At 31.8% G+C, this 24,735-nt stretch carries 30 protein-coding genes; 3 read left to right on the top strand and 27 right to left on the bottom strand.

Annotated features, from left to right (window positions below; translation table 11 throughout):
• Positions 1-290: 290 nt before the first annotated feature.
• Complete coding sequence (gene sdaAA / locus DP68_RS09075) at positions 291-1,163, top strand: L-serine ammonia-lyase, iron-sulfur-dependent, subunit alpha (protein ID WP_035308609.1); 873 nt, start codon at positions 291-293, stop codon at positions 1,161-1,163.
• A gap of 3 nt (positions 1,164-1,166) precedes the next feature.
• Here the strand turns inward: sdaAA and DP68_RS09070 are convergent, their stop codons facing one another.
• A complete protein-coding gene (locus DP68_RS09070; protein ID WP_035308607.1) occupies positions 1,167-2,132 on the bottom strand; it encodes an aromatic acid exporter family protein in 966 nt (321 codons plus the stop codon).
• 164 nt (positions 2,133-2,296) lie between these two features.
• Between DP68_RS09070 and mscL the strand changes: the two genes are divergently transcribed.
• Together mscL and DP68_RS09060 are read left to right on the top strand one after the other, a co-directional pair.
• Positions 2,297-2,719: a large-conductance mechanosensitive channel protein MscL gene (gene mscL / locus DP68_RS09065; RefSeq protein WP_035308605.1), complete on the top strand. Its 423-nt coding sequence runs from the start codon at positions 2,297-2,299 to the stop codon at positions 2,717-2,719.
• Positions 2,720-2,903: 184 nt separating this feature from the next.
• Positions 2,904-3,050, top strand: a complete 147-nt coding sequence (locus DP68_RS09060) for a hypothetical protein (RefSeq protein WP_035308604.1) — start codon at positions 2,904-2,906, stop codon at positions 3,048-3,050.
• Between the two features lie 321 nt (positions 3,051-3,371).
• Here the strand turns inward: DP68_RS09060 and DP68_RS19565 are convergent, their stop codons facing one another.
• The 26 genes from DP68_RS19565 to DP68_RS18910 all read right to left on the bottom strand — a co-directional run bounded on the left by DP68_RS19565 (position 3,372) and on the right by DP68_RS18910 (position 24,733).
• Positions 3,372-3,521, bottom strand: coding sequence for a hypothetical protein (locus DP68_RS19565; RefSeq protein ID WP_291548113.1), 150 nt, complete (start codon positions 3,519-3,521; stop codon positions 3,372-3,374).
• Positions 3,518-5,920, bottom strand: coding sequence for a hypothetical protein (locus DP68_RS09055; protein WP_291548111.1), 2,403 nt, complete (start codon positions 5,918-5,920; stop codon positions 3,518-3,520). The genes DP68_RS19565 and DP68_RS09055 overlap by 4 nt, the downstream gene beginning before the upstream one ends.
• A 67-nt stretch (positions 5,921-5,987) precedes the next feature.
• Positions 5,988-6,302 (bottom strand): hypothetical protein, encoded by a 315-nt coding sequence (locus DP68_RS09050; RefSeq protein ID WP_035308601.1) that lies wholly within the window; start codon positions 6,300-6,302, stop codon positions 5,988-5,990.
• A gap of 12 nt (positions 6,303-6,314) precedes the next feature.
• Positions 6,315-6,749, bottom strand: coding sequence for a hypothetical protein (locus tag DP68_RS09045; RefSeq protein WP_035308600.1), 435 nt, complete (start codon positions 6,747-6,749; stop codon positions 6,315-6,317).
• Positions 6,750-7,065: 316 nt separating this feature from the next.
• The gene (locus tag DP68_RS09040) at positions 7,066-7,491 is read right to left on the bottom strand and encodes a hypothetical protein (protein ID WP_291548109.1); all 426 of its coding nucleotides are present in this window, start codon (positions 7,489-7,491) and stop codon (positions 7,066-7,068) included.
• Positions 7,492-7,502: 11 nt separating this feature from the next.
• Positions 7,503-7,730: a hypothetical protein gene (locus DP68_RS09035; protein WP_035308596.1), complete on the bottom strand. Its 228-nt coding sequence runs from the start codon at positions 7,728-7,730 to the stop codon at positions 7,503-7,505.
• Positions 7,709-8,641 carry a ParM/StbA family protein gene (locus tag DP68_RS09030; protein WP_291548108.1) on the bottom strand — a complete coding sequence of 311 codons (933 nt, stop codon included), beginning with the start codon at positions 8,639-8,641 and terminating at the stop codon, positions 7,709-7,711. The genes DP68_RS09035 and DP68_RS09030 overlap by 22 nt, the downstream gene beginning before the upstream one ends.
• Positions 8,642-8,837: 196 nt before the next feature.
• Positions 8,838-9,044, bottom strand: a complete 207-nt coding sequence (locus DP68_RS09025) for a helix-turn-helix transcriptional regulator (RefSeq protein WP_035308593.1) — start codon at positions 9,042-9,044, stop codon at positions 8,838-8,840.
• A gap of 11 nt (positions 9,045-9,055) precedes the next feature.
• On the bottom strand, positions 9,056-9,679 hold the full coding sequence (locus tag DP68_RS09020) for an SHOCT domain-containing protein (protein ID WP_035308591.1): 624 nt from the start codon (positions 9,677-9,679) through the stop codon (positions 9,056-9,058).
• A gap of 134 nt (positions 9,680-9,813) precedes the next feature.
• Entirely contained in the window at positions 9,814-10,143 is a 330-nt protein-coding gene (locus DP68_RS09015; protein WP_035308589.1) for a hypothetical protein, read from the bottom strand.
• A gap of 46 nt (positions 10,144-10,189) precedes the next feature.
• Positions 10,190-12,001, bottom strand: coding sequence for an N-acetylmuramoyl-L-alanine amidase (locus tag DP68_RS19560; RefSeq protein ID WP_291548107.1), 1,812 nt, complete (start codon positions 11,999-12,001; stop codon positions 10,190-10,192).
• Positions 12,002-12,016: 15 nt separating this feature from the next.
• On the bottom strand, positions 12,017-12,325 hold the full coding sequence (locus tag DP68_RS09000) for a hypothetical protein (protein ID WP_035308586.1): 309 nt from the start codon (positions 12,323-12,325) through the stop codon (positions 12,017-12,019).
• A gap of 49 nt (positions 12,326-12,374) precedes the next feature.
• On the bottom strand, positions 12,375-12,599 hold the full coding sequence (locus DP68_RS08995; RefSeq protein ID WP_035308584.1) for a helix-turn-helix transcriptional regulator: 225 nt from the start codon (positions 12,597-12,599) through the stop codon (positions 12,375-12,377).
• A gap of 99 nt (positions 12,600-12,698) precedes the next feature.
• Positions 12,699-13,784 carry a reverse transcriptase domain-containing protein gene (locus DP68_RS08990; RefSeq protein WP_035308582.1) on the bottom strand — a complete coding sequence of 362 codons (1,086 nt, stop codon included), beginning with the start codon at positions 13,782-13,784 and terminating at the stop codon, positions 12,699-12,701.
• Between the two features lie 296 nt (positions 13,785-14,080).
• The gene (avd, locus tag DP68_RS08985; RefSeq protein ID WP_035308580.1) at positions 14,081-14,416 is read right to left on the bottom strand and encodes a diversity-generating retroelement protein Avd; all 336 of its coding nucleotides are present in this window, start codon (positions 14,414-14,416) and stop codon (positions 14,081-14,083) included.
• 116 nt (positions 14,417-14,532) lie between these two features.
• A complete protein-coding gene (locus tag DP68_RS08980) occupies positions 14,533-15,693 on the bottom strand; it encodes an SUMF1/EgtB/PvdO family nonheme iron enzyme (protein WP_035308578.1) in 1,161 nt (386 codons plus the stop codon).
• A gap of 1 nt (position 15,694) precedes the next feature.
• The gene (locus DP68_RS08975) at positions 15,695-16,057 is read right to left on the bottom strand and encodes a hypothetical protein (protein WP_035308577.1); all 363 of its coding nucleotides are present in this window, start codon (positions 16,055-16,057) and stop codon (positions 15,695-15,697) included.
• A gap of 13 nt (positions 16,058-16,070) precedes the next feature.
• A complete protein-coding gene (locus DP68_RS18915; protein ID WP_052085726.1) occupies positions 16,071-16,898 on the bottom strand; it encodes a hypothetical protein in 828 nt (275 codons plus the stop codon).
• 1 nt (position 16,899) lies between these two features.
• Positions 16,900-17,190, bottom strand: coding sequence for a hypothetical protein (locus DP68_RS08965; protein WP_035308575.1), 291 nt, complete (start codon positions 17,188-17,190; stop codon positions 16,900-16,902).
• Positions 17,187-18,152, bottom strand: coding sequence for a putative phage tail protein (locus DP68_RS08960; protein WP_035308574.1), 966 nt, complete (start codon positions 18,150-18,152; stop codon positions 17,187-17,189). The genes DP68_RS08965 and DP68_RS08960 overlap by 4 nt, the downstream gene beginning before the upstream one ends.
• Entirely contained in the window at positions 18,145-19,242 is a 1,098-nt protein-coding gene (locus DP68_RS08955; protein ID WP_035308571.1) for a baseplate J/gp47 family protein, read from the bottom strand. The genes DP68_RS08960 and DP68_RS08955 overlap by 8 nt, the downstream gene beginning before the upstream one ends.
• Positions 19,235-19,645: a DUF2634 domain-containing protein gene (locus DP68_RS08950; protein WP_291548083.1), complete on the bottom strand. Its 411-nt coding sequence runs from the start codon at positions 19,643-19,645 to the stop codon at positions 19,235-19,237. The genes DP68_RS08955 and DP68_RS08950 overlap by 8 nt, the downstream gene beginning before the upstream one ends.
• A gap of 10 nt (positions 19,646-19,655) precedes the next feature.
• On the bottom strand, positions 19,656-20,006 hold the full coding sequence (locus DP68_RS08945) for a DUF2577 domain-containing protein (RefSeq protein ID WP_035308570.1): 351 nt from the start codon (positions 20,004-20,006) through the stop codon (positions 19,656-19,658).
• Entirely contained in the window at positions 20,003-20,986 is a 984-nt protein-coding gene (locus tag DP68_RS08940) for a hypothetical protein (protein ID WP_035308569.1), read from the bottom strand. The genes DP68_RS08945 and DP68_RS08940 overlap by 4 nt, the downstream gene beginning before the upstream one ends.
• A complete protein-coding gene (locus DP68_RS08935) occupies positions 20,983-21,651 on the bottom strand; it encodes a LysM peptidoglycan-binding domain-containing protein (protein ID WP_035308568.1) in 669 nt (222 codons plus the stop codon). Before DP68_RS08935 ends, DP68_RS08940 begins: the two co-directional genes overlap by 4 nt.
• Positions 21,641-24,733, bottom strand: a complete 3,093-nt coding sequence (locus DP68_RS18910) for a phage tail tape measure protein (protein WP_052085724.1) — start codon at positions 24,731-24,733, stop codon at positions 21,641-21,643. Before DP68_RS18910 ends, DP68_RS08935 begins: the two co-directional genes overlap by 11 nt.
• Positions 24,734-24,735: the final 2 nt, after the last annotated feature.

Genomic DNA, 24,735 nt, shown 5'->3' with positions numbered 1-24,735 from the left:
CTTTCTATTTTTTTGTTTACAATGATATATTTAAAGATATTTTTATATTTAACTCCACCATTTTTTATTTTTAGGATATAATAAAAATGCAAAGCATTTTAAAATCGCTACTCTCTGATTTCTAGTCTCTAAATTTTAGTTTAATACTAGATACTACATAAGCCAATAAATTAACTTAGTAGATAGTAATATATACATAGCGATTAGCGACTAGAGACTAGCAACCATAAAACAAATTGTCTATTATAAACTTAAATTATAAAAATTTAATATAAAGGGAGAGTTAAAAAATGTTTGTAAATACTGGTGAAGAATTAGTAAAAGTATGTGATGAAAAAAACATAAGCATATGGGAGTATGCCTTAGAAGCAGAAAGTGAAGAAAGTGGACTTTCTCAGGATGTTATATTTGAAAAAATGAGAAAAAACTTTCAGGTCATGATAAACTCATCGAATGAAGCTCTTCATACAGAAGTAATATCTGTAAGTGGCCTTATTGGAGGCGATGCTCATAGACTCTATAAATATTCTCAAGGCAGCTTAAGTCTTACAGGAGAGTTTGTAACTAAAGCCATGGCCCGTGCTCTTTCTTCTTCTGAGGTAAATGCAGCTATGGGTAAAATAGTGGCATGTCCTACTGCAGGCTCCTGCGGAATCCTTCCAGCCGCTATAATTTCTGCTGGTGAAAAGTTAAATAAAAGTGAAGATGATATGATAAAAGCCCTATTTACAGCTTCTACAGTAGGAGTAATCATAGCTAAAAATGCCAGCGTATCTGGAGCCGAAGGTGGCTGCCAGGCAGAATGTGGCTCGGCAGCTGCTATGGCTTCTGCAGCAATAGTTGAAATGATGGGTGGTACTCCTAGTCAGAGTTTACACTCATCTACGATTTGCATTCAAAATATAATGGGACTTGTATGTGATCCAGTTGCAGGGCTTGTAGAAGTTCCTTGCGCCCTAAGAAATGCAAATGGTGTAGTAAATGCTTTAACATCTGCAGACATGGCTATGGCAGGCATTAAAAGTGTTATTCCTTTTGATGAAACAATTGCTGCTATGTATAAAGTTGGGAGACAGCTTCCTATGGAACTCAGAGAAACAGCCTTAGGAGGCATTGCTGATACTCCTACAGGTCAAAGATTAAAAGAACAGATTTTGAAATAGGAGCTAGATACTAGCTCCCCATTTTCTTTTAAACTTACGTTTTATCTTTAAAAAGTGCTCCATATCATCTAAAAATTCAAATAATGACGCTCTGTTTTCAAATTCCTCCCGAGTTGTTGGAAGAGGCATTGCTCTAAATATACTTTTTAATTTATATAAATCCTTTATGAGTTTTTCTGCAGTGTTTTCTTCATATATTGAACGTGCTACTTTTTCTGTAAAATCTGCTATCATAATGGTTTGTTCATAGGTTTCAAAAAACTTTCTAAAACTCTTTATCATTCTTTTTATAACTTCAAACTGCCTTATTCTCATTTCCATATACTTTACATAATAGCTCATATCTTTTGTAAAATAATTATTCAAATTATCATAGGCACGTGATCTAGCATTATTTAATTTCTTTTCAAAACTTCTAATGGATTGTTTATTTCTTATATCAGTTTCTTCTCCCCTCATTGCTTCTGCCATTTTCATAAAAATATCTTTCATAGTTTTTTCAATATAAACTTGATCCTTTTTTATTTGGACTTCTATACTTGGCATATAAAGATTTAATATCAAAGCTACTCCAATTCCTATAAACATAAGCCCTAGTTCATTTCTGATCCAATAAATATCTGTAGATTTTTCTACTAGTAAATGAGTTACAAGTACCGAACTTACAACTATTCCGTCCTCGGCTTTTAACTTTACTGTTAAAGGTATAAAAATTAATATAAAAATCCCAAAAGCTATTTCATTATACCCTAAGATATTAAAATCTACAAAGGAAATACCTAACGCAAGTATGGATGCAATCACTCTTTTAATGGCAACCTGTAACGACTGTCTTTTAGTTGTTTGTATACTCAAAATAGTAATTATACCTGCAGCTACCGAATACTTTAGACCTATTTCTTTTGCTATAATCATAGCTAAAAATGCACCTACTGCAGTTTTTAGTGTTCTATATCCAATGAAATTCATATTCCCTCCTTAATCATCCTATTAAAATATATTATAATAAGATGATTTTTATATAGCAAGGTATTATATTGTAAATTATGTTGATTAAAATTTGCTTTGACTATGTTTTTAAGTTTAAATATAATATAATCATACTTAAGCCAAAATTATCAAGGAGTGATTGAATGCTAAAAGAATTTAAAGAATTTGCTATGAAAGGGAATGTAGTAGATTTAGCGGTAGGTGTTATCATAGGTGGCGCCTTTAATAAAATAGTTTCTTCACTAGTAAATGACATTGTAATGCCTGTTATAGGTATATTAACTGGAGGAGTAAACTTCACATCTCTTAAGACGACTTTAAAGGCTGCTGAGGGTAAGCACGCTGCTATAACTTTAAATTATGGACAATTTATGCAAAACATTGTTGACTTTTTAATAATTGCATTTTCTATTTTTATGGTTGTAAAAACATTAAATAAATTTAGGCGTGAAAAAATTGAAGATGTTAAGCCAGTAGAACCGCCTGCTCCTCCAGCTGATATTCAGTTATTGGCCGAAATAAGAGATTTGCTAAAAAAAGAGGACATGCCAAGTTCACTTAAGTAGAAATATAAAATTATCACACATTAACTTGATGCTTTTTATGTCGACATTGAATCTTATAAGCCAAGTTTTGTATTAATCTCCCTACATACCTGACTCTTGTCATTTTTAGTACTTCCAAAAATTCTAACTCATCAATACATATTTATTAAATCTGCTGGAAACAATTAAAGATGAGGTGATAAATATGAATAATAACAATACAAACTCTAACAAAAATCTTGTGTTTGCTTCTTTGCAGGAACAACAAGAAAAAAGAATTAGAGAGGTAGAAAACCAATTTAACTCTGAATTTGGAACAGACTATTATTTAATGGCTATGAAAAAGGATTAATATTTTTGTCTGACCCCAAATAGATATTATAATTAATACAAAGTCTATAATTAATACATCATCAAATTTATAAAACACAAAAGCATCAGGGGTTAACCTGATGCTTTTCATGTTGCGACTAAGTCTATAAGCCGAGTTCTGTGTTCCCTGCACGTTATATCAAATTATATCTATTTGTATTTATTTTTATCTTACAGCCATTGAGTTTACTGGCCTTACAGTGCATTTCATATTTTACCATATCTATTTTTATTTTATTGTATCTTACTGACCGTAGGAAGAATGTCGGAAGTTTTGTCGAGTTCCGACAAAGGCTTTTCTTCATATTAATATAATCAATAAGTTAATTAATATTAGCACAATTCCTACCTTTATTGCAACTAGCATACTATTTCTAGTGCTCCTATCTTTTCCAAATAACTTATTACCAGAATACCCCATCATAAGAGCCATTATACAATACTTAATCATGCTACCTTTCCTTTCTCTTCCCATATTGGTTTTGGAAGTTTAGTAATAAATTTTGCATATCCTTTTTGGTATCTTATTAGATTTAAACTGTGGAATTGTTTTAGTTTTAACAAATCTTCAAGCTCATAAGGCATCAATTCTTCTTTTAACTCATCAAAATTTTTCTTATCTGCTCCTTGCAGTAACATATATGAAGCTCCTGAAGCCTTAATCTCATTTTTCAATCTATTAGATAGCTGATCCATATAATGGGCCGATATTATTATTTTTGTTCCAAATTTTCTAAGCTGGCTTAATACATTGCAAATTATACCTTCTGCTGTTGGAGCTTGATATATCTCATCATAAAAAACGTTGCATCGTGATGGTTTTTCATGCAGAGCTCCTCTTAATTTAGTAGCTAGTATTATTTTTGATGTGAAGAAAGTTATTAAAACATTCTTTACCATTGTATTATTAAATTTATGTTCTGGCATTTTTATAAGAATTGTTTTTCCTTCTTCCATAGCTTTTACAAAATCCACATTATTATCAGCTTTCATGTTAAGCATATATTTAAGGTAGATATTTTCCTGAATTAAATTTACTCTATCCAATATACCCTCTATTTTTGAATCCTTTGTTCCAACGACTTCACATCTTATAACTTCCTTAGTCTTTTTATCTGTCTCTTTTTCAATCTCATTAAGTTCATCAAGTGCATCTAACATATCTTCAAGATACTCCAAACCTTGTGGAGAAATATTTTCTCTGGCCCAAGTAACATATTCAATTCTTCTTTGATATTTATTTAGGCATTTTATAACATCACCAATAGATGTATTATTATGAAGATATACTACATTAGCTGCAGCTGAAAGATACCTTCTCATCTTACCTGTTAAAGGAAGTCCATCGCCGTTAGCAGCATCTATAAATGCTAGGGTTTGTTCAGCCTTCATATTAGCAACCTCAAACATCTCAAATTCACTCTTTCCTGTGTAATTTATTTCATTGAAGCTTAATGCTTGAAAGTTTTCTTCTTTGGATAAGTCTATTTCAATTACATCTTTAGGATTAACTACTTTCTTAATACTGTCTGCAAGTTCACAGTTCTTTATATAATCAAGAACGATGTTTCCTTCCTTAGCTTTATTTGCACTTCTAGCTATATTACCGATTAAAGTAGTTTTACCTCCACCCTGTGGGGATAGTAACATTAATGCCAGGTTTGCAAAATTATAATCTGTTGGAAGATAACCTGCTTGAACTTCTCCTTTACATGTGCTTTCACCTAGTGGAATGCTTCCCTTCCTTAAATCTTCTGGAATCGGACTTTCCAACACTTCTACTTTTGTATTTACTTTATGCTTATCTAATAGCTCTCGCCCTGGTATTTGCACAAAGTTATTACATTCTGAGGTACTCATCTTATTTACTGTTACATTTCTAATTGTATGATCCTGTACATTTATTTTAGATTTTTCAGGGATCTTTCTATATATGAGGTTATTATCTTCGTTTATTACCTTGTAACTTTCTGCCACTGCTATAGCATTATTATGCTGCCTAGATTTATCCGCACTTTTACTATTAATTACTATTTGAGTGCCTATTATAGTTGCATTTTCTTTTTTTGTGGTGTTTTTAGAAAGATTACTAAGTGCATCCAATTTAGTAATAGCAACTTCTTCAGTAGGTCGTGGTTTTCCATCTCCTAAAACATCATTAAGAATGTCAAAAGTGAAATCAATTCCCTTTATTAAAGATATAAAGAAAAACTTAATAAAAAACGCAGGTGTAAACTTCTCTTTATCAACTGGCATACCGCTCGAAAGTCTCTTCATTGTTTCTTTATACATACCTCTCCAACGACCTTGACCTATAGGTATAAAATTATAAAGGATATCTATTTCATCACCTTTTTCCATTATATCTTTTACACCTAGTATGTTAGATAAAGGCTCATTTGTTTTTTTATTTACTTTTAAACTTAGAGGATCTTCTTTCTTATAATGCAGCTCATATTTTTCGCCTTCAAAATTTGGAACAGAGTCAACTTCTTTTATAGTTGCCCTCTTCCAAACTTCAGAACATTTTTCTATAAATAGATTAGAATATCTTTTAGGAATAGTTAAATAGAACCTACAATCATCTTTAGTTATAGCTATTATAAAACTAGCTTTTTCAGGAAGATCTAATGTAAACTTGAAATTTTTATGCTCTTTCATTTCTTTCTTCAATCGTTGGTAAGGTAATCTATACATAGCTGCCATTGTTTGAATTAATAATTCAGTATCATAGTTGCGGTTACTACTATGCGGTATAACTTGTAAAGTAATATACTTAGGTTTTCTTAGTTCAAACCAATCTTCTAACTTTATAGAAGAGGATTTCTTTTTAAATACATCTAATATCAATGAAATTCCTCCCTTCATGTATTTAAAATTTTAAAGTTCATTACTTTTTATTCTTGTGCATAATATTCTATACTGCTGAATTAATCATTTGAATTACTAAATACCCAAGGAAGCTCCCCCCTATAAGTGGCTTAATTTTTTTCCAACCACAAAGATATAAAAGTAGTGCTAAAAGGCATATTGTTAAACAAATTGGCAAACTATACTTAACACATCCACTCCAAATAAGCATACCTAAATTTTTTGGGTGAGTCAGATACCATAAAATTTTACCTGCTGTCACAAAGAACTCTTTAGTATCCTGACAAAATTCTTTTATAGCTTCAAATGTTTCTGAACCTGGTAATTTAACTAAGGCTGTTGTTATTGCAATTTTATTCATAAATTCCACCTCCTAAAATTTGAAAAGACCTGGGACCATTCCAAACAACCACGGAACTAAATAATCACCAACACAAATCAAAAATCCTGTGGCCACTTTCTTCCACTCCCCTTCTCCTTTAACAGTTAATAATAACAATGACTTTAAGGTGTATAGTAATGAAACCCAAAATACACAAGCCTGGATTACCTGTACTATCTTCCAAGCTCCATTATCTAACCCATCAAAACCGGTAGAAGGAGCTGCGTGAACTGTTTTTTCTAAAGTCATAAACAATGCAAAAGTATAAGCTACTGTTTTAAACAGCTTTTCATTTTTAGATAAATCTATCTGACGTTGATCCATCTCTTTTGAGAAATCATACAATACTCTCTCAACCTTTCCCATTCTCATATACTCACAAAATTCTGGTATAGAGTAAGTTATATTAGGTCTTTTAAACAACATTTATAAATTCCCCCTGTATAAAATTATTGATAAATGGTTATACTCTTAAAATAAAATTAAAAGATAGGAGCGAGTTGCAGTGGTATTACTTTTTGTATGTTCAACTACATATGTTGTTTTAGAATTGGCTAAAAACATATGTTGTAAATAAATTGTTAACAAATGCAGTTTCGACACAAAAACAGGAAACTTTTTAAAAGTTCTAGCATACACTGCTACTGTAGAACAGCTTCTGGGGCACGACAGTGAAACAGATGCTGGGCTATCTGGAGCAGTGGCTTGGGATTAGTCTATCCTTTTTTAAGGATGGCTTTTTTTATTGAAAAACAATATCTTTCATCTCAAAAAGAGTACCTTCTCTTTCATCGTCAACATTTTTTATCTCCCAAAATTCAGTTCCATCCCATTCCATTTCATAAACCTCATCTTGAGAATCTAAAAAAATATTTCTAAAGTATTCAGGATTATCCCAACTTTCTGCAAACGCATCTATATTCCATGTTTGAAAATTAACCTTAGCTTTTACTGTAAATCCTTCCTTTAAAATATACCCACATCCATCTTGTTTAAAATCTTTATAAATATCTTTAACAAATCTGACTAAGTTTGTATTATCAAGTGTTTGTATTTTCCACTTTTCAAAGGAACTAATATTATTAGAATACTTTTCTACCAGAGTTCCAAAGGTCCACCCAATTAAGTCTCCATCATATATTTTTACTACCATTCCTTTTGATAACATTCTAAAACCTCCTAACATCCCATTATTTCTCCTATTCCTTCATCATCTTCAGCTTCAAACTCTGCTGAATTATTTACTACAGCTTCATCTTGTATAAACTGTTTTGATTTTGAATTTTCAATATAAAATTCAATTGCTTTTTTTATAAAACAACTTTTATCATCTTGCCTATTAACATAGTCATATAATTTTAGGTCTCTGTCGTTCTCCTTAAAGCTTAAAGGAATTCGTTTTGCCATTTATACTCACCAGCCTTTTTAAATCCTTGAGCATTACCTAATAAATAATTTGTTTGAAATAAGCAATTAGGCACTCTTTTCATTAAAATCTTTTTATATAACTTTATTGCTCCTCCAGTGAACATAACTGCACTATCTCTTATTGGATATAAGTTTAACTCCTTAAAAATTCTATCTAAATGTATCTCTATAATTTCTCTTAGAAATGTTAAATCTTGCTTTTCACCATATACTAGCAGTTCACTTTTGCTTAAAATTCTTTCAGCATCCTCAATAGATTTATTTAATGAAAATTCCCCATTGATAGCATTTATTACATCTGCATATAAATGAAGTACTCCAGACATATTAGTACTGCTTTTAACCATCTTTCTGCCTTTACCATCTAATTTAAAATATCCTATGTTTGTATTTCCACCACCGAGGTTTACAAGAACCAAATCTCTTCCTTGAATTTGTGTTCGTTGTTCTTTAGTTAAAGCATGATATGCTCCTGCACATTCTGGAAAGAAGTCTAAATCTTCTATTATTAATGTTTTTTCTTTTCCTCCTAATTCAAAGGAATATATTTTATCACTTAGCAAATCATTTTTTAATTTTTCTTTGTTTTTAGAGTTAAATTGATTAGATGGCAATCCTATTATAATTTTCAATATATCCTCGTCTGTGCTTAATGCTAAAGCCTTTAAAACACATGCTTTGAACATATCTTTATCAAGTTTATTAACTTCAGTCTCAAACTCACCCTCCCCTACAAGCATTCTTTTACCATCTATTTTCATTAAATTTTCATCTGTTGCCTTTCTATGATTCATCAATCCTTCATCTTTAGAAATCTTACTTTGAAATATAATACCTTCACTTGTTTTAGTATTATAATTACCAAAATCAACTCCTAGAATTTTCATCATTTCTACTCCTTTTTGCATACTATTGGCCAGTATTGATTATTTTTATTCAATATTTTTTTGTGCTTTTCTGACCCTCTTGATATATTAATATGCACTTCTGCACAAAAAGTTGACTACTAAATCAATATTTTTTTATTTTTTTATTTTTTATTGATTACTTAGTCTACTGAATAACATAAAAAAAAGAGCCTATGTATTACTCTTCTTCGTAATACACAAGCTCCTCCATTGTAATATTTAATTTTTTAGCTGCTTTATAAACTATTTCTAGGCTCGGTTGACTCTTATTGGACTCATACCTACTATACTGTTGATTATTGATTTCTAAGAAATCTGCAAAATCTTTTGCAAACTTATACCCTCTATTTAATCGTATCTGTAAAAAGTTATTTTTTATTCCCACAATATCACCAACTATAATCTAGCTAACAATTCAGATTTTTTCAAATTAAATTCATCTTCGGTAAGTATTCCTTCATTTTTTAATTCTGCGAGCTGCCTTATCTGATCTGGAATTGAGTTTGAAGAAACTTCATTAGCTTGAGAGCTAGGCAATACTTCCTGTGTAACTGCTATATTACATTCAACACTTCTATTTTCCTGTTTAGCTTGCATAATAGCACCTACAGCTTCAGGAGCCTTTTTATTTTCAAATATTATTTTATTCATCATTCCATTTTCCATATATGTTATAACAATAAAATGATGCTGATCTACCTTCTTTTTCTTTAACCCAAAAGCGAATATATTAAATAATAATAATCTTGTAAGTGTTACGTCTTTAGATATTTGTGTTCCATCAATATATTCAGCTGAAGTAATAGCTTCTATTGGTATATAAATAACCTGTGTTATACCTGGTCTAAAATATACCCCTAACTTATTTATTACAAGCACACCATCACATGCCTTCGAAACTTCTCTATGACCTCCTGAATATTTAACAGTAGCACCAAACAACTGATTATTTTCTTTCATTTGCTTTATCAAAATATCATTTTTTTCTTTTTTAGCCTTAGCATTATCCCAAACACCCATCTTACTTCACCCCTAATTATAAATTCCACTTATATAATACCATATTATTCATATTATTACCAAATATTGAGTTTTTATTTTTACAAAAATAAAAAGCCTTTAGAAGGAATAATCCCTCCAAAGGCTTTTTATACTTAAGAAATACTATTATTTAATTGTCCATCATCTAAATAATCTTTTGCTTTAATATATAAATAATGTACTATAGTCCTCATTAAATCTTCACTGATAAAAGCAACTAATGTCTTAGGTAAGAATTGATATAATTGTTTAACTACCCATTCTTCTTGTTCTTTTCCTGATTTTAAAACTGCATCCTTTGCTTTACTTTTAGCCTGAAGCATAATTCCATAAGAAATAGCTTTGAATTTATTCCATTCAGCTAATGCAAATACAATTACAGCAACTATTAATACAATAACAAATCTCCATTCCCATACCACACTTAAAAATTGTTCTTTCATTTATTATTCCTCCTTAATTATAAAAGAGTGGCTATATAGCTCACTCTTACTTATTTAATAATTTTTTTAATAAATCGATTAGTAGTTTTAATGCTGTTTTTATTAAAGACTCTTTTTCTTGATCCTTAGGTTGTTCAGGTTCATTTGGTTTTGGTTGAGGTTCCTGCTGTGTTTTCTGTTCTTCAGGCATTACAACCTTTATTCTTTCAAATATTTTTAATATATCCTGTCCATACCCTTCGCCTGGAACTGCCCATCTACCATTTAGATCTTCCCAATTAGGAGCAACTCCTAAAAGTCCTGTACTTTGTAATATTGAATATCTAGGGTCCACACATTCATTCTTCAACAACTCAGTTGTTGCATATCCCTTAAGATGTTGTATTTGAGCTCTTACGCCCTCCCTTGCAGTTTTAAACCATGCTCCTTTACCTATAGGACTGTTATTTGTAACTCCAATGCCTGCATAATTATTCTGCTCTGGTAATACTTGCCCTCCGTACCTGAAGAAACCTGTTTCTTTTATAGATTGACAAAAAGCTATATCCCCCCTTATGCCTTCTGCAGCTCCTTCCTCTAAAAAATAAGAAACCAACTCTTCTGCTGATACAGTAAGTTTTGGTTCCTTATTATTATCTAACAAATATTTTAGCATTTGAGATTTAGTTAAAACTGAGATACCCATTATAGGAGTTTTTATTATTTCTGGTTCCTTTGGTTTTTCAATGACAACTGGTGGCTTTTCAGGTTCTTTAGGCTGTTCACTTGGTGCTTGTGTTTCTTTTTTTTTATATTCAAACAATCTAGCTCCATCTGTGTGTCTTTCAATATATCCATCCGTACCTTTGCCATCTTTATCGATGTATTTTATTAATAGAGATTTTGCATTCTCTAAGTCTCTATCAACCTCTATCTTAACTCCATCAATAAAAATTCTATACCATATTACTTCCTGAGCTTGATTTACATTTTCTTCAGGATATTGAAATACATCTACACCATCTGTTCTTTGAACCTTTCCTGATTTAGCTGAACCACTATCAACTGCAGTTTTTACACTTTCTTCAGCTTTATCTTGGTAAGACAATGCTTCTACTTGATTACCATCTAAAATAACTCTATACATTATAGATGGTTTAGGTTGTTCAGCCTTTTTAAAAAGTTTATACACATTTAAATAATCCATGCATACCCATCCACCATGATCTCCATAATAGATATTTGCCCAATTTCCCTCAACAAATCCTATTCTTACTTCTATTCCACAAGCTATAGTTCCTATTCTATCATACTCTGTACCAGCTCCACTTCTTACATTTAATCCACTCTCAGTTGTAACTGTAGCTAGTCCATAATCATTTGATGTTTCTTCATTAGAACTACTAGAAGCTCCTCCAAGTCTTTTTTTGAATTCCCACCATTTGGCCCAATTATTATCTGACATGTTATTCGGACAAATCTTTCTTGAAGCATCATAATGTCTTACTACATGGTCATTATCAACTCCATACCTAGCTTGAAGTTGTTTAACAAGCCATATAGAATTTTGTATAGTAGTTTCTGCTATATATCCTCCACTATTACACATTTCAATTCCTATTGAGTTGTGGTTTCCTATTCCATAAGCTCCATGTCCATCTCCACAGTTCCAACTTGCTTGAGTCTCTTCGACAACTTGATAAATCTCGTTTTCATCTACAAAATAGTGAGCACTAGCTTGCCTATCTCCTCCGTTGAAGTAGTTAGCATTTCCTTTAGCCGTGTCCTTGAAGTTTCCTGTGTCGTGCATAACAATGTATTCAACATTGTTTCCATCTGAATGATTATAAGGTGATATCCATCTTTTTATTTCTGGCATATTATCCACTCCTTCTTATTTAAAAAATTTAATACCGGCAATTACTGCAGCAATAGTTCCTAAAGCTTTTATAAGCTCTAGGACTACCTTTTGCCACTTATCTGTTGTACTATTAACATCATTAGAATTGGACTTTACTAAAAGTTTTAAATCATCAATTCTCTCAAATATTTGTTTAACATATATTTTAGTTTCTGCTTGCGACTCCCTTAAGGTTACTATACTTTTGTCATGTTCTCTAACCATGTCTTTAAGCTCCTTTATATCTTCTTGAATATTATGGAGAGTCCCTTGTTCTATACATTCTTTGCACCTTGAATCCATAAATCCTCCTAAATTACTGCATAGAAAAAGGACTCAGCTAAACCAAGTCCTACTTTCTATTTCTTTTTCTCTTATTTGGCACATATTCCAAAATGTCTGAAATGTCACATTCTAATACTTCACATATACTATCTAAATGGTCAATGTTTATTCTTTCTATTAATTCATTATATAGTTCAGAAATAGTGTTAGGTCTTATTCCTGTTTTTCTTGCTAAATCTGCTTGAGTCCATCTTTTCTCACCAAGAATTCTTGATAAATGAATTTTAATCATACATACCGCTCCCTTGTATCAGTTTTCAAGGGAATTGTAACCCCGTATGACAGATTAAAGCGTGTTTTGTTATAAAATATCAAAGAGTGATATACTCTATCACTCTTCGTTATTAGAACTCAATATATAAGAATCAAATATCTTCTTTTGCAAACAAAAACTATTACAATGTTTCATTATACCCATGTATGATTGAACAGTAGCATTTACCTTTTCAAAAGGAAGCTTATTTTGTTCATATTGTTTTTTTACATATTTAAGCCTTCTCTTCATTTTTAATGATGTTGATTTCCTCATTTTTATATGTGTAGGCCATATTCTAAAACCTACAAATTCAACACCTAATGATATAGGCCTTATAGCTGTTTTATTATTTAAATGCAAGTTCAACTTAGTATTTAGGAATTCTTCTATAATCGATTTATACTCTTGAAGTAATTTCTTATCTTCCGATAAAATAACCACATCATCCATATATCTTATATAGTGTTTTATCCTCAACTTTCTTTTACATAACTGATCAAGCTCATTTAAATACAAGTTAGCAAACATTTGACTTGTAAGGTTTCCTATAGGCATACCTCTATCATATAGTCTATCATCAGGATTATTGATATCTCCTTTAAGCTTTAATCCAAAAGGTACTTCATTGAAATTTATAATTCCTTTTAATAAATCTAACAAATCCTTACCTTTTATTTTCTGATCTAATATATTAATTAATATATTATGATCTACTCTATAATAATACTTACTTATATCAAGCTTAAGATAATAATATTTGTTTGGCTTTCTATCCACTTGATTTAACCAATAGTGAAGTCTTTTAACTGCACTATGAGTTCCTTTACCAACCCTACATCCAAAGCTATCATCAATATATGATTTATCAAATGTTGGATTTATAAGTTGATATATGGCCCACTGAACAACTCTATCCCTAAAAGGTAATGCCATTATTAATCTTTCCTTAGGATCATAAATAACAAATTCTCTATATCCTGATATTTTATACGTTTTATTCTTCAGCTCAGTCGAAAGCTCCATCAAGTTTTCTTCTAAGTTGAATGTAAATTCTAAAACTTCATTTCTAAATCTTTTATTTTTCCTAGCTTCAAGATAGGCATTATATAAATTTTCATAAGTACACAAAGTTGGATATATGTTTTTTATCATTTTACTCATTTGTACCACCATTAAAATATTATGCGTTGCGGATTTCACTTATTAAAGTTACTTTCGGCATTCATAACAAATATATTTTCTTCCTTGACGGAATGGAAACAGGCCCCTTTAATCTCTCTGCACTGGATACAAGCCCTTGAGCTTGTAACTTCTGGCCATGAGAGTAGAGCGGCACGGCACCCCACATTGTTGTTACTATTATTACGATGATTATTCAAATTGAGAGCGAACACGCCCGCAGACGCACCATTATTGAAGGAACCGTTAATCAAACGGCCTGTTCCCAATATATTAAATTATTGTTTTGCGGATTTTATCCATCCACCAACCATTTTACCAATTTCTATATTATAACTTGACCAAACCTCATATTTTTTGAAAGGCAAAAATCCAAGGTCTTTTGCTAATCTTGTATATGCTTTTAATTTTGTAACTTCTACATCTAACTCTTGAAGAGTTGTCTTTTTATAGTATTTTTTATGACAAACAATCGTAAGTTCTAAAATTTGATGCATGCATCTTTTCATATCATTTCCTAATGCAAATTTTTCACTCTTCGGAAATTGAGCGATTGCTTGATAACCATAATTTATCATGTCATAAGTTTTTTGAAGTATTTTTAAATCTTCCATTTGTGTATCACCTTTAATGGATTTTATCACATTTTGTTTTTTTATTTTCTATTTCGTTATATTTTATCAAGTTTGGTTAGAGGTCTACTATCGTAGACCAATCAGAACACAGCGACCTATAAAACGAAAGCGGCACGGCACCCCACACCGAAGTTACTAGACCTACGAAGATAATTCAAAAGGAGAGCGAACACGCCCGCAGACGCACCATAAATGAAGGAACCGCCTCTTAGAGGTAATCTTTCACCATAGTTTCTAACCCATAGTCCATCTCCTCCACATTGGTTATCTATAGGTGAAATTCCTAATACTTTTAATATCATTGGTACTGTTAATCCTGATTTTGCAGCTAAACTTTCAAAGGTACAATGACTATATCTGAAGTAATCATTAACTTCTCCGCCAGTATACATTTTATTAACAATATCCTTTCCTACTATAGGATCACCTATTTCATTTCCGTCTTTATCTGCACTTCCTGCAACAGTACAATCAAACTTTAATGTTCCTGCTGAACCTGGAGTAACTAAAGAACCATCCTCTGCTATAGCCTTCCATAGTAATGATGTATTTGAATGATCCGCATTAAAAATAGCGGCATCATTATTAGGAATAACTTGAATTTCTCCGCCATTAATTCTTAAACCAGTATTCCATTCCCATACATTTCCGCACAAATCATATATACCGTCTGGTGTACCATCATGCGACCAAGAGCATGGACCACTACCTGTTGCAACTCTACCTGTATGATGATAGCCTGCATTATCCTTAAACTCTGATTGTCCATTCCAATTGTTATCTAATACCCAATCGTACTTTTTCACTCCCTTCTCATACCTTGCATCAACATCGCAGCCTGCGTAAGTATTTCCTCTTGGTATCTTGCCATTCTTCTTACACCACAAAGCAATAGCAGCCCATTCTGCATTAGTCATTAAGTGCCATCCTTGTCCCTTCGCATAGCAAGCTGCTACTGACTGGTCAAAGTTAATCCATGCAGCTGGATCTTGTCCTGGTAATGAATAAGCTCTGCCATCTGTAATAATATTTTGGTACTTCGAAATATATATACAAGGTTTTTCAATTCCATTAACAATGAAAGCAGGATGTATTGTGTGAGGAGCTCCTGGTATTACTTCATCTAAATAAAACTTAGGGATAACAACCATGACACTTGGATTCCCTTTATCATCATATAAAACTGTATTTTTCCCACCTGTTGCAGCTTCTACTGCTGCTCTGTAAGTATCTTTTATGCTATATATAAATGCCATATTATAGTGCACCTCCTAAATATCCTATTGGTAAAGACCATAAAATAAGAGTGACATCTTCCACATTTAATGGTTTTGCCACTCTTGTTAAAACTTTTGAACCATCTTCATTTTGTTTTCCTGTATCAACATATTCATAGTCCTTACTAGGTATTTTAATATTTGCTAAATACCAAAGATAATTAGACTTTGTTGAAGGTGATACAACTAATTGATTGTCATTGTCTAAACACAAATCCAACAATACTTCCTCATCCTTTTGATATCTGCTTAAGTTAATACTTATAGCTTCATCAAAGCTTAATACATTTCCTTTTATTCTATATTGAATTTTTTGACCCTCATTTTGTTCTACAATTTTCACACTAACTCCTCCTTTAAGCTATATCCGAATTTATAGCTGTCCATCTTAATTTTATATTGTCTGCAGAGCCTGTTGTTTTTATCTTAAATCCATTTGCTTGTTTATCAAAAACTATTGTTTCTCCAACTGATGTAAGATCACTTGCACTATCAACGTTAATCAATACATCATAACTTAAATCAAGCATTGGCAATCCACTAAAAGATACTATTGCCAACGGTTCAGTATTTCTAATTGTTGTATTTGTTTCAATTCTTCTTTGGTCTGTAATTGTTATAGATGATAAATCCATTCTATTATCACCTGCAGGTACTGTAATTTTATAAAGAACTAATCTTCCTTCAGGAACATTTTCTGCTAAATATGGTCTATATCTTTTTTGGTTGCCATCATAGTCAACATATACATAATAAAGCATCTGTGTTGAAGTAATATTTTGAGGAACCATTGCTATCATTTGTTCATCTTTTAATCCTGCCGGTCTTCCATCAACATATATTTCAGATATACTGCCTTCTGTAAAAGTACCTGATTTTGATATCTGTAAGTACCTACTATTAGGCATTGCATTAATTATGCATCCATTAACAACTGCTTTATTATAAATGTAAACTATCCCTTGTTGAACTCTTTGATTTTTCCATTTCTCAAGTTCCTTATTTATTCCACCTATTTTTCCAAGTGCTTCAGCTACTAAAACACCAAGTAAATTATCAGCAAGATCTATTCCTTCTTCCATACGATTCATATTCTTCGCTGAAAGCGGAGTACCTTCCTGAATTATATTACCATTCTGGTCCTTTACCTGATCTCGCCATTGTAATTTTTCATAATTAGGCATACTATTCCTCCTTTATCTTATATTCAAATAGCGTCAATAATCCTCTCTTATTGTCCTTTTGAATATTATCATTTCTTTCATCAAATATCTTACCAGCAATGGTTACCAGCCTATACTTTATAATAGTTCCTACAAAGTCCTCGTCAAGGTATACAAAAACTTTTATAGAGTCATTTGTTTTTTCTACTTTCTGTATTTCTGCATCCTTATAATTACCATTTATAAGTACCTGGCATTTTAAAAGATTTGATTTTATTGTTTCATAGATTAATCCTATTCCATCAGCCGTCATTTATTAACACCCCCTCTCACATAAGTATCTTCACTTACTTTAATAAGTTCCTCTGAATAAAGTCTATTTACACTATCAATAAGTGCTCCATTAATTGTTTTCCCATCTACTCCATATATAAATGCTTCTTCTGATGCTTGTTTAAATTCTTGTGATTTATTATTGATAATGCTTAGATTTAAACTTTCCTTGAGCGTTCTGCCATCAGTATCTTTTATAAAATTATCTTCATAAACTACTTTTAATTCATCTGAATTCCACTTGTTTATACTTAACCTTAATGTTTCTGATAAAGTTTTTCCATCTCCTAATATAAAAGTTGTTTCTGAAGCTACTAAAAATTCATCACTTCTAAATTCTTTCAATGATGAAGATACTATTTGTTCAAAACTCCATCCATCTGTTGCTATATAAGGATTATATGAAACATCAATGGTACCACATAAAATAAAAGGATCACTAAACCATTTACTAAACTGAGTTATTAATGTAAGTTCTGTTATATAATTAATAGCTACACCAAAGTCTAAATGAGCAGGTTTGATTTCTTCAACTTCACGAATCACCGCATCAAGTACATTTTCTAATTTGGTTTTAGTTTCTAAAGTAACTTCAAATCTATATTCTTCAGGAAACTGAGTAATAACAACCCTATCAACAAAATTTCTAAGTATTCTTCTCATTTCATAAGGAGTCATCGGTGAAGCTCTTGACATTTTAGTTATCACCTTAGCTCTTCTGGTTTTTAATTCTTCTGAAGAGTTTACCGGAATTCCTAAAAAATTTTCCCAATACTCTATTCCCCATGTAGCTGTCTGCGGAAAACATTGCTTTGTTAAATCAAATATATTAGAATACAATCCTTCAAGCTCTTCACCTGTACTATCACACTTTGCATTCATTTGAATGCTTTCTTGATAATAAGTTGGTAGATAGCTTTTTAACTCATCTGCTTTATTCAATATACTTCACCTCTTGAAGAACAACCTTCTCCTCATCACTTGTTACAAGGTTATTATTATTCTCATTTATTCTAAGAGTGTTAAAGTCTAAAACCCCATCAGTATTCATTATTACAGCTTCTATAGATTTTAAAATAACAACTTCTCCTGGTAAAATCTTTTCTAAGTGTTTTATTAAATTGTCCTTTATGGCCATTTTAACCGAATCTAATGTATAACTAGACCTTACCCTTAAGCTTGACAATTCTATTGCTACAGGCTTAATTTTAACAGTTACAACTGTTACTTTAGCTCCTACTGGTGCTTTCCCTTCACCCAAACCATCTCTTGGATCTATATAATCTTTAACATTGTTAATAATCTCTTGACCAACAGGTAATCCCTTCGAACCAAAAACTATTAACTTTACAGTTCCTGGACCTTTCCACAAAGGAATAACTTTTACATAATCAGCACCAGGCACTTCTTTTGCCCATCTAGCATAATCATTTTTGTTTCCTGATGAAGGTGGATTTTTAACTTTTTCCAATAGCCTTAATAATAATGGGTAGTCTTCTTCTTCATCTACACCACTACTAAAAGCTTCAGTATTATAAACTTTTTCAACTCCAGGTATATATTCACTAAGTTCAATAGTATTAGGTGGTATGTTTCCTATTGATCCTGGAGTTGTACATAGTAATTTTGTTTTTAACTTACCACTCTGTGGTAATACTAAATCGATAGCTTTGTTATCTTCATCAACAACTAAAAATTTTAAAACTTTATCTTTTACAAGTACTTTTATTTCAACCGGTGCTGTATTTATAAAATTAGGTACGCCCTCAACCAATGCAAATCCTATTGAACATTCTGGCTTCTTTCTTTCAACTCCATGCGACTCACATATCAAATCTAAGTGTTCACCATAAGTAGTTCTAGCAAATACTAAATTTAAAACACTATCTAACTCACAATAAGCTCTAGCAAATTCTAGTGCCTCTGGTGCTAATGCATCCCATATAATACTACCTTCTCTTTTATCTATATCATCTGGTATTCTATTTAGCATTCTTTGCATTATTACTTCAAATGATTGTTCTTCATACACGTTTAATCACCTCACTTATTGTAAGTTCTCCTTCTACTGTGTCCACTGTAAACTTTATATATATATTATCCATTTTTGTTTTTATATCGAAGCTATGCACTTTATTAATCCTATCATCGTACTCCAATGCTTCAGTAATCATTCGCACTAACTCTGATTTTAAAAATTCTTCTGTAAGATCTAATCCTATTAAATCTTCTATTTCAGAACCATAATTAAAACTATATACAATATGCCTAAACCTTGAAGTATAAATTGTTTTTATACATAACTGCTTTATTGCTTCTAACCCATCTACCTTACCATTTATTTCTCCTGAATTTATATCTAGAGCATAGGTCTTTGTGGCATACTTATGAACATTATTAAAATTAGGTATATCAACTCTAGGGAATAATGACACTTTTATCACCTCAAATCCTATCTAAAATATAAAATCTTTGTCCACCTTCAAAGCATACAAGCATTACCCTATCTCCATTTTTAAGTGAATTTTTAATTTTTATTGATGCATCAGATGCTGAAAAATTATTGAAAGTCTCAGAATCTGTATATACAGTTTTGCAATGTATATCGCAAATTTTACTATAATCTGTTAGATGTTCAGGTACAACCAGTAGCTCCTTAGGTATAACTAGTTTTAAATTTTTTTTAAGCCTTATTTTTAAATCAGGTGGAGCACTAATTACCTCGCCTTCTGCTAAATTCATTAAATTTGCATTATCCATGGTTTGTTTAACAGCCTTCATTATCGTTTCTATCATACTGATACCTCCGGTAGCTTATCCGTCTCACTTAATTTTAAGTTCATTGTATGCTCTTTCCCTTTGAAGTTATGGCTATCCTCTTCTACAAAGTAACCTTTCTTTATGTTAAGGTTACTCTCTATTACATAAATTGCGGTACCTGATATTACATCCGGAAGCCCTAAAGCAGATATTGAAAATTGCCTATCAACTCTACCTTTTTGTTTTATTATTTGATTAGCTCTCTCAGTAAGCTGTGATTGATTTAAGTTATCTGATACTTTTTCATAATATTGAAGTAATCCAAACTTCTTTTGAAGTTCTCCATTCTCAGCTGTAGCAATTATAGTTTTATCTTTTTCACCTGCCACTAATTTAACCCTAGTAAATGTATCCTCTAAGCTACTTTCATAATTGTAATCTATTAAGTTAACACCATCTTCTATAACCCATCTTCTAATTTGCTCCACTCTTCTAACCAGAAACAATAAGCCTTTATCTGAATATAAATAATAATTAACACCTGTTTGCTTTCTAGTTATCTCTAAGGCTTGCATTATAATGTCATAGAGAGTTTTACCATCACATACTAGAGAAGGAATTACATATCCTGTGTCAGCTATATTGCCTATAGGAATACCAAAATCTGAGCATATTATCTTCGCTATATCACTTGCTTTTTTTGATGTAAAAACATAGGTTTCTGTATTTTTAAGCAAATAAATCATAAGATCATATATTGTTAATGAGTCAGTTTCACTTTTGTCTTTGCCTACTTTCCAAAGAACACCTCTCAATAACTCCTGCTGCTTCCACCTAAATACTACGGTATTACCTTCTTCAAATTTAAAGGAGCCATGCAATCCCTTTGAAGTATTTAATACTTTAAGAGTTAGGCTCCTAGCTGTTTTATATTTACTTCCCTTAATCTCTGCATCTTGAACCATAGAAGATACATCATAAGTTTGATTATCTTTAACACAATAGACTTCCATCATGGTATTGTAAGAACCTGCCCTGGATAAATAAGATTAGGATTTCTAATTTTATCTCTATTAGCATTAAAGATAACTCTCCAATCACTTATACCAAGCTTCCTTGCAATCTTAATTAACCAATCCCCCTTAACAACTGTATAAGTCCTTGGTGGTGGAGGAGCTGGCCTTGGTGTTGGCTGAGGTACTACCTTAGGTTCTGGTGGTGCTTGAAACTTATTAACTAGAGGAATTACTATATTTATTTGTCTCGGTTTAACTATTCTATATTCTTTTAACTTCAAACTATAGTTAAGCGTACCTATATCTCCGGCCTTCTCAGAATACTTAAATTCTTCAACGCTTACAAGCATATTGATAGGAGTATTTGTAATTATAAATCTAAATGGTGATTGGCTTTTATATTTTTCTATGAAACTTACTGCATCCCATGGATTAGGTATTTTAACAAACTCACAATATGGCCCATACGTTGAAGGGAATATTGCTGCAAACTCAAATACCTTAGCACCTGGCTCTTGAAGAATAGTTACTTCTCCAAGTCCTGATACATTAACAGTTGTATTCTGTGATCCTGCATCGATATCTATTGATGGAGGGTTTACAGGTAATTGCAATCTATCCCTATTATCATTAACTGTTAGCCACATTTCATATTTAGGTTTCATATACCGCACCTCCTGTATTAAATAATTCTTCTTCTAAATATTCTTCTATCATTTTAATAATAGCTTTTAATTCCTCTTTACTAGTCACTTGAATACTTCCAAATAAACTTTCTATTGTTACAGTTTTTTCATTATGTTCTACAGTAGAATTAGATGTTGCTGATCCTCTAATTGTTTCAGCCGTTTGAGGGTCCATCTTAGGATCTGATTTTAGCAAATTCATAGTTTTACTATTTGGAAGAACTTTTTCTCCACCATTCATCCAAAGTAACTCTGGACCTTGTTCACCAACTATAGCTGGACCTTGTTTTGCATAATTGGTTCCTTTTGCATACCAATCAACTCCAAGATGAGGTACTTTCGGTGGTGCTAAACTAAACTCTCCTTCTAGCTTAAAATGTGGTAATTTGATGTGAGGTAGTTCAATTTTAAGGCCGCTAAAAAATCCTTTTATTTTTTCAACCTGATCACTAACAAAACCCACAACAGCATTTATTGGAGTCATAATAGCTGTCTTTATTCCATTCCACACACTAGATGTTACACTCAAAATTCCATTCCATACACTTGATATAACATTACTAATGCCATTTACTATACTACTTATAGTTGAAGTTATAGCATTCCAAACTGCTGATGTAATTGATTGAATAGTAATCCATACTGAAGATATAAAACTACTTATAGCATTCATTGCAGATGTAAATACTGATGATATAATACTCCAAATATATGTGAAAAAGCCTACAATAGCATTCCATACAGTTGTAGATACCATTTGAATAGTGTTCCAAGCTATTGTAAAGATATTAATCCATCCGTTAACAACTGTTGTAACTAAAGCAAATATATAATTCCATATAGTTGTCAATACCAATACAATTACATTCCACACAGTAGAAGTCACAGCCTGTATAGTATTCCATGCATTAGTTAACACAGCCACTATAGTTGTTATTATTGGAGTAAGGAATGTCACAATACTATTCCATATCGTATTAAAGAAATTATATATAGCAGTAAATACAGTAGTAGTTATGGCTACAATAGCATTCCAAGTATTTGTAATAAAATTTGCTATACCTTGAATTATAGGAGTTAAAAAAGCAACTATACCATTCCATATATAAGTGAAGAAACTTGCTATTGCATTCCAAACTGCTGTAGTTACAATTTTAATAACTTGCCAAGCAACTGTTATTACAGCTGTAACTATATTGATATATGTTTGAACTATTGATGATATAAAAGTCCAAGCACTTACAAATATGGCCTTTATAACTTCCCATACAAATGCACATACAACCTTGATTCCTTCCCAAGCCTTAACTAAAAAATCTCCTATGGCCTGAGCTATAGGTATTACAAAAGCTTTTATTGCTTCCCAAGCTGCAATAGCTCCATCTTTTATAGCAATAGCAGCTCCTATTACATTTGTTTTTAACCATTCCCATGCAGTATTAATCGCATTTCTAACTGTCTCATTATTCTTATATAAATAAATTAATGCTCCAACTAAAGCAGCTATAGCTATCACTACCCATACTATAGGATTTGCTGCCATCGCTGCATTCCATGCCCACTGTGCTGCTGTTACTACCCACATAGCTCCTGCAAGTAAATAATCTTTAGCATATAGGGCAATAATAGCAATTGATTCTGCTTTGTCTGCTGCTATGCTTCCCCATTGAGCAACTGTCTTAATGCCATGAGCTGTAGCGAGTCCTAGCATTATACCTTTTTGTATAGTATATACAGAGCTTAATCCAATAACCAAACCCTTTACTACGCCTGTGTTATCTCTAATCCATTCAAGTGATGCCTTAAGTATGTCGAATCCACCTGTTACTAATGAAGAAAGTGTATCTTTTAGTCCTCCTGATGAAGTACTTAAGCCTGGAAAATAAACTTCTGCAATTTCCTTAACTAAATTACCTATCTCTGAAAACTTAGGTGTTATAAAATTAATAGCATCTTCTATATTCTTTTGAACCTCTGGCATTATTTTTATTATAAAATCTGTAACATTTGCTATTACTGGTAGAAATTTAGAGCCTAACTCTATTTTAAACACTTCAAAATTAGCTTTTATTTTTTCAATAGTTCTACCTATTCCTTTATCCATAGTTTGATATGCTGTATCAGTTGCACCTGCTGCATTCTCCATTTCCTTTAAAGAGTTTGTGAACATTTCAGTACCTTGCCCAGTTAAAGAAAGTGCTGCATTACCAGCTTCTACTGATCCAAACAAATCATTTATACCTACATTGCTTTTCTTAGCGTATTCCTCCATGAGTTTTAATGCATCCTGTGTATTCTTACCACTAGCAATAAAATCTTTAAATGATTTACCACTTATCTGCTTGAATACCTGGCTTGTTTTAGTACCTTCTTTAGAAAGTTCTACAAACAATTGTCTTAACTGAGTAGTAGCAACACTTGTAGGAACACCCACTGCAGTTATACTAGCTATAGCTGCAGATACATCTTCAAATTTTACTCCCAATGCTGAAGCTGTAGGGATAACATTAAACAATGATTGTGATAATTCTTTAAAGTCCGTTTTACCTAACTTTGCAGCCATAAACATAAGGTCTGAAGCCTTAGCTGCACTCACTACATTTGCACCATAAGCATTTACAACGGAACTTATACCATCAACTGCAGTTTCAAGTTCTGTTATACCACCGACAGCTGCTTTCTGAGCTACTGCCAAAAAATCAAAGACATTATCTTTAGGAACTCCTGCCGATAATGCCTGATATAGTGCCGGTGTTAACTTTTCTGGTAATACTCCAAACTCTTTAGAAAACTTCTTAGTTTGATTACTCATGTCATCCATAGCTTGTTTGTTTAATTCAGGTAATAAAGTAAAAACTTTATTCATACCTTCTTCGAATCCATTAAAAGCTTGGAATGTATCTGTTGCAAATTTAGTTATTGCTGCAGTACTAAAAGCTCCAGCTGCTATCTTCGCTAATTTGCCAAGTGAGTTACTAAATGCATTACTGGAGCTTTCCATTTGCTTCATTTTAGGTGAGAATCTATCGACAAGGTTTATAAAAGCTGTTAAACTTGCCAATT

Origin of the sequence: Clostridium sp. HMP27, assembly GCF_000765165.1 — a bacterium.
Taxonomy (GTDB): Bacteria; Bacillota; Clostridia; order Clostridiales; family Clostridiaceae; genus Clostridium_AK.
This window is presented reverse-complemented; position numbering and strand designations above follow the sequence as displayed.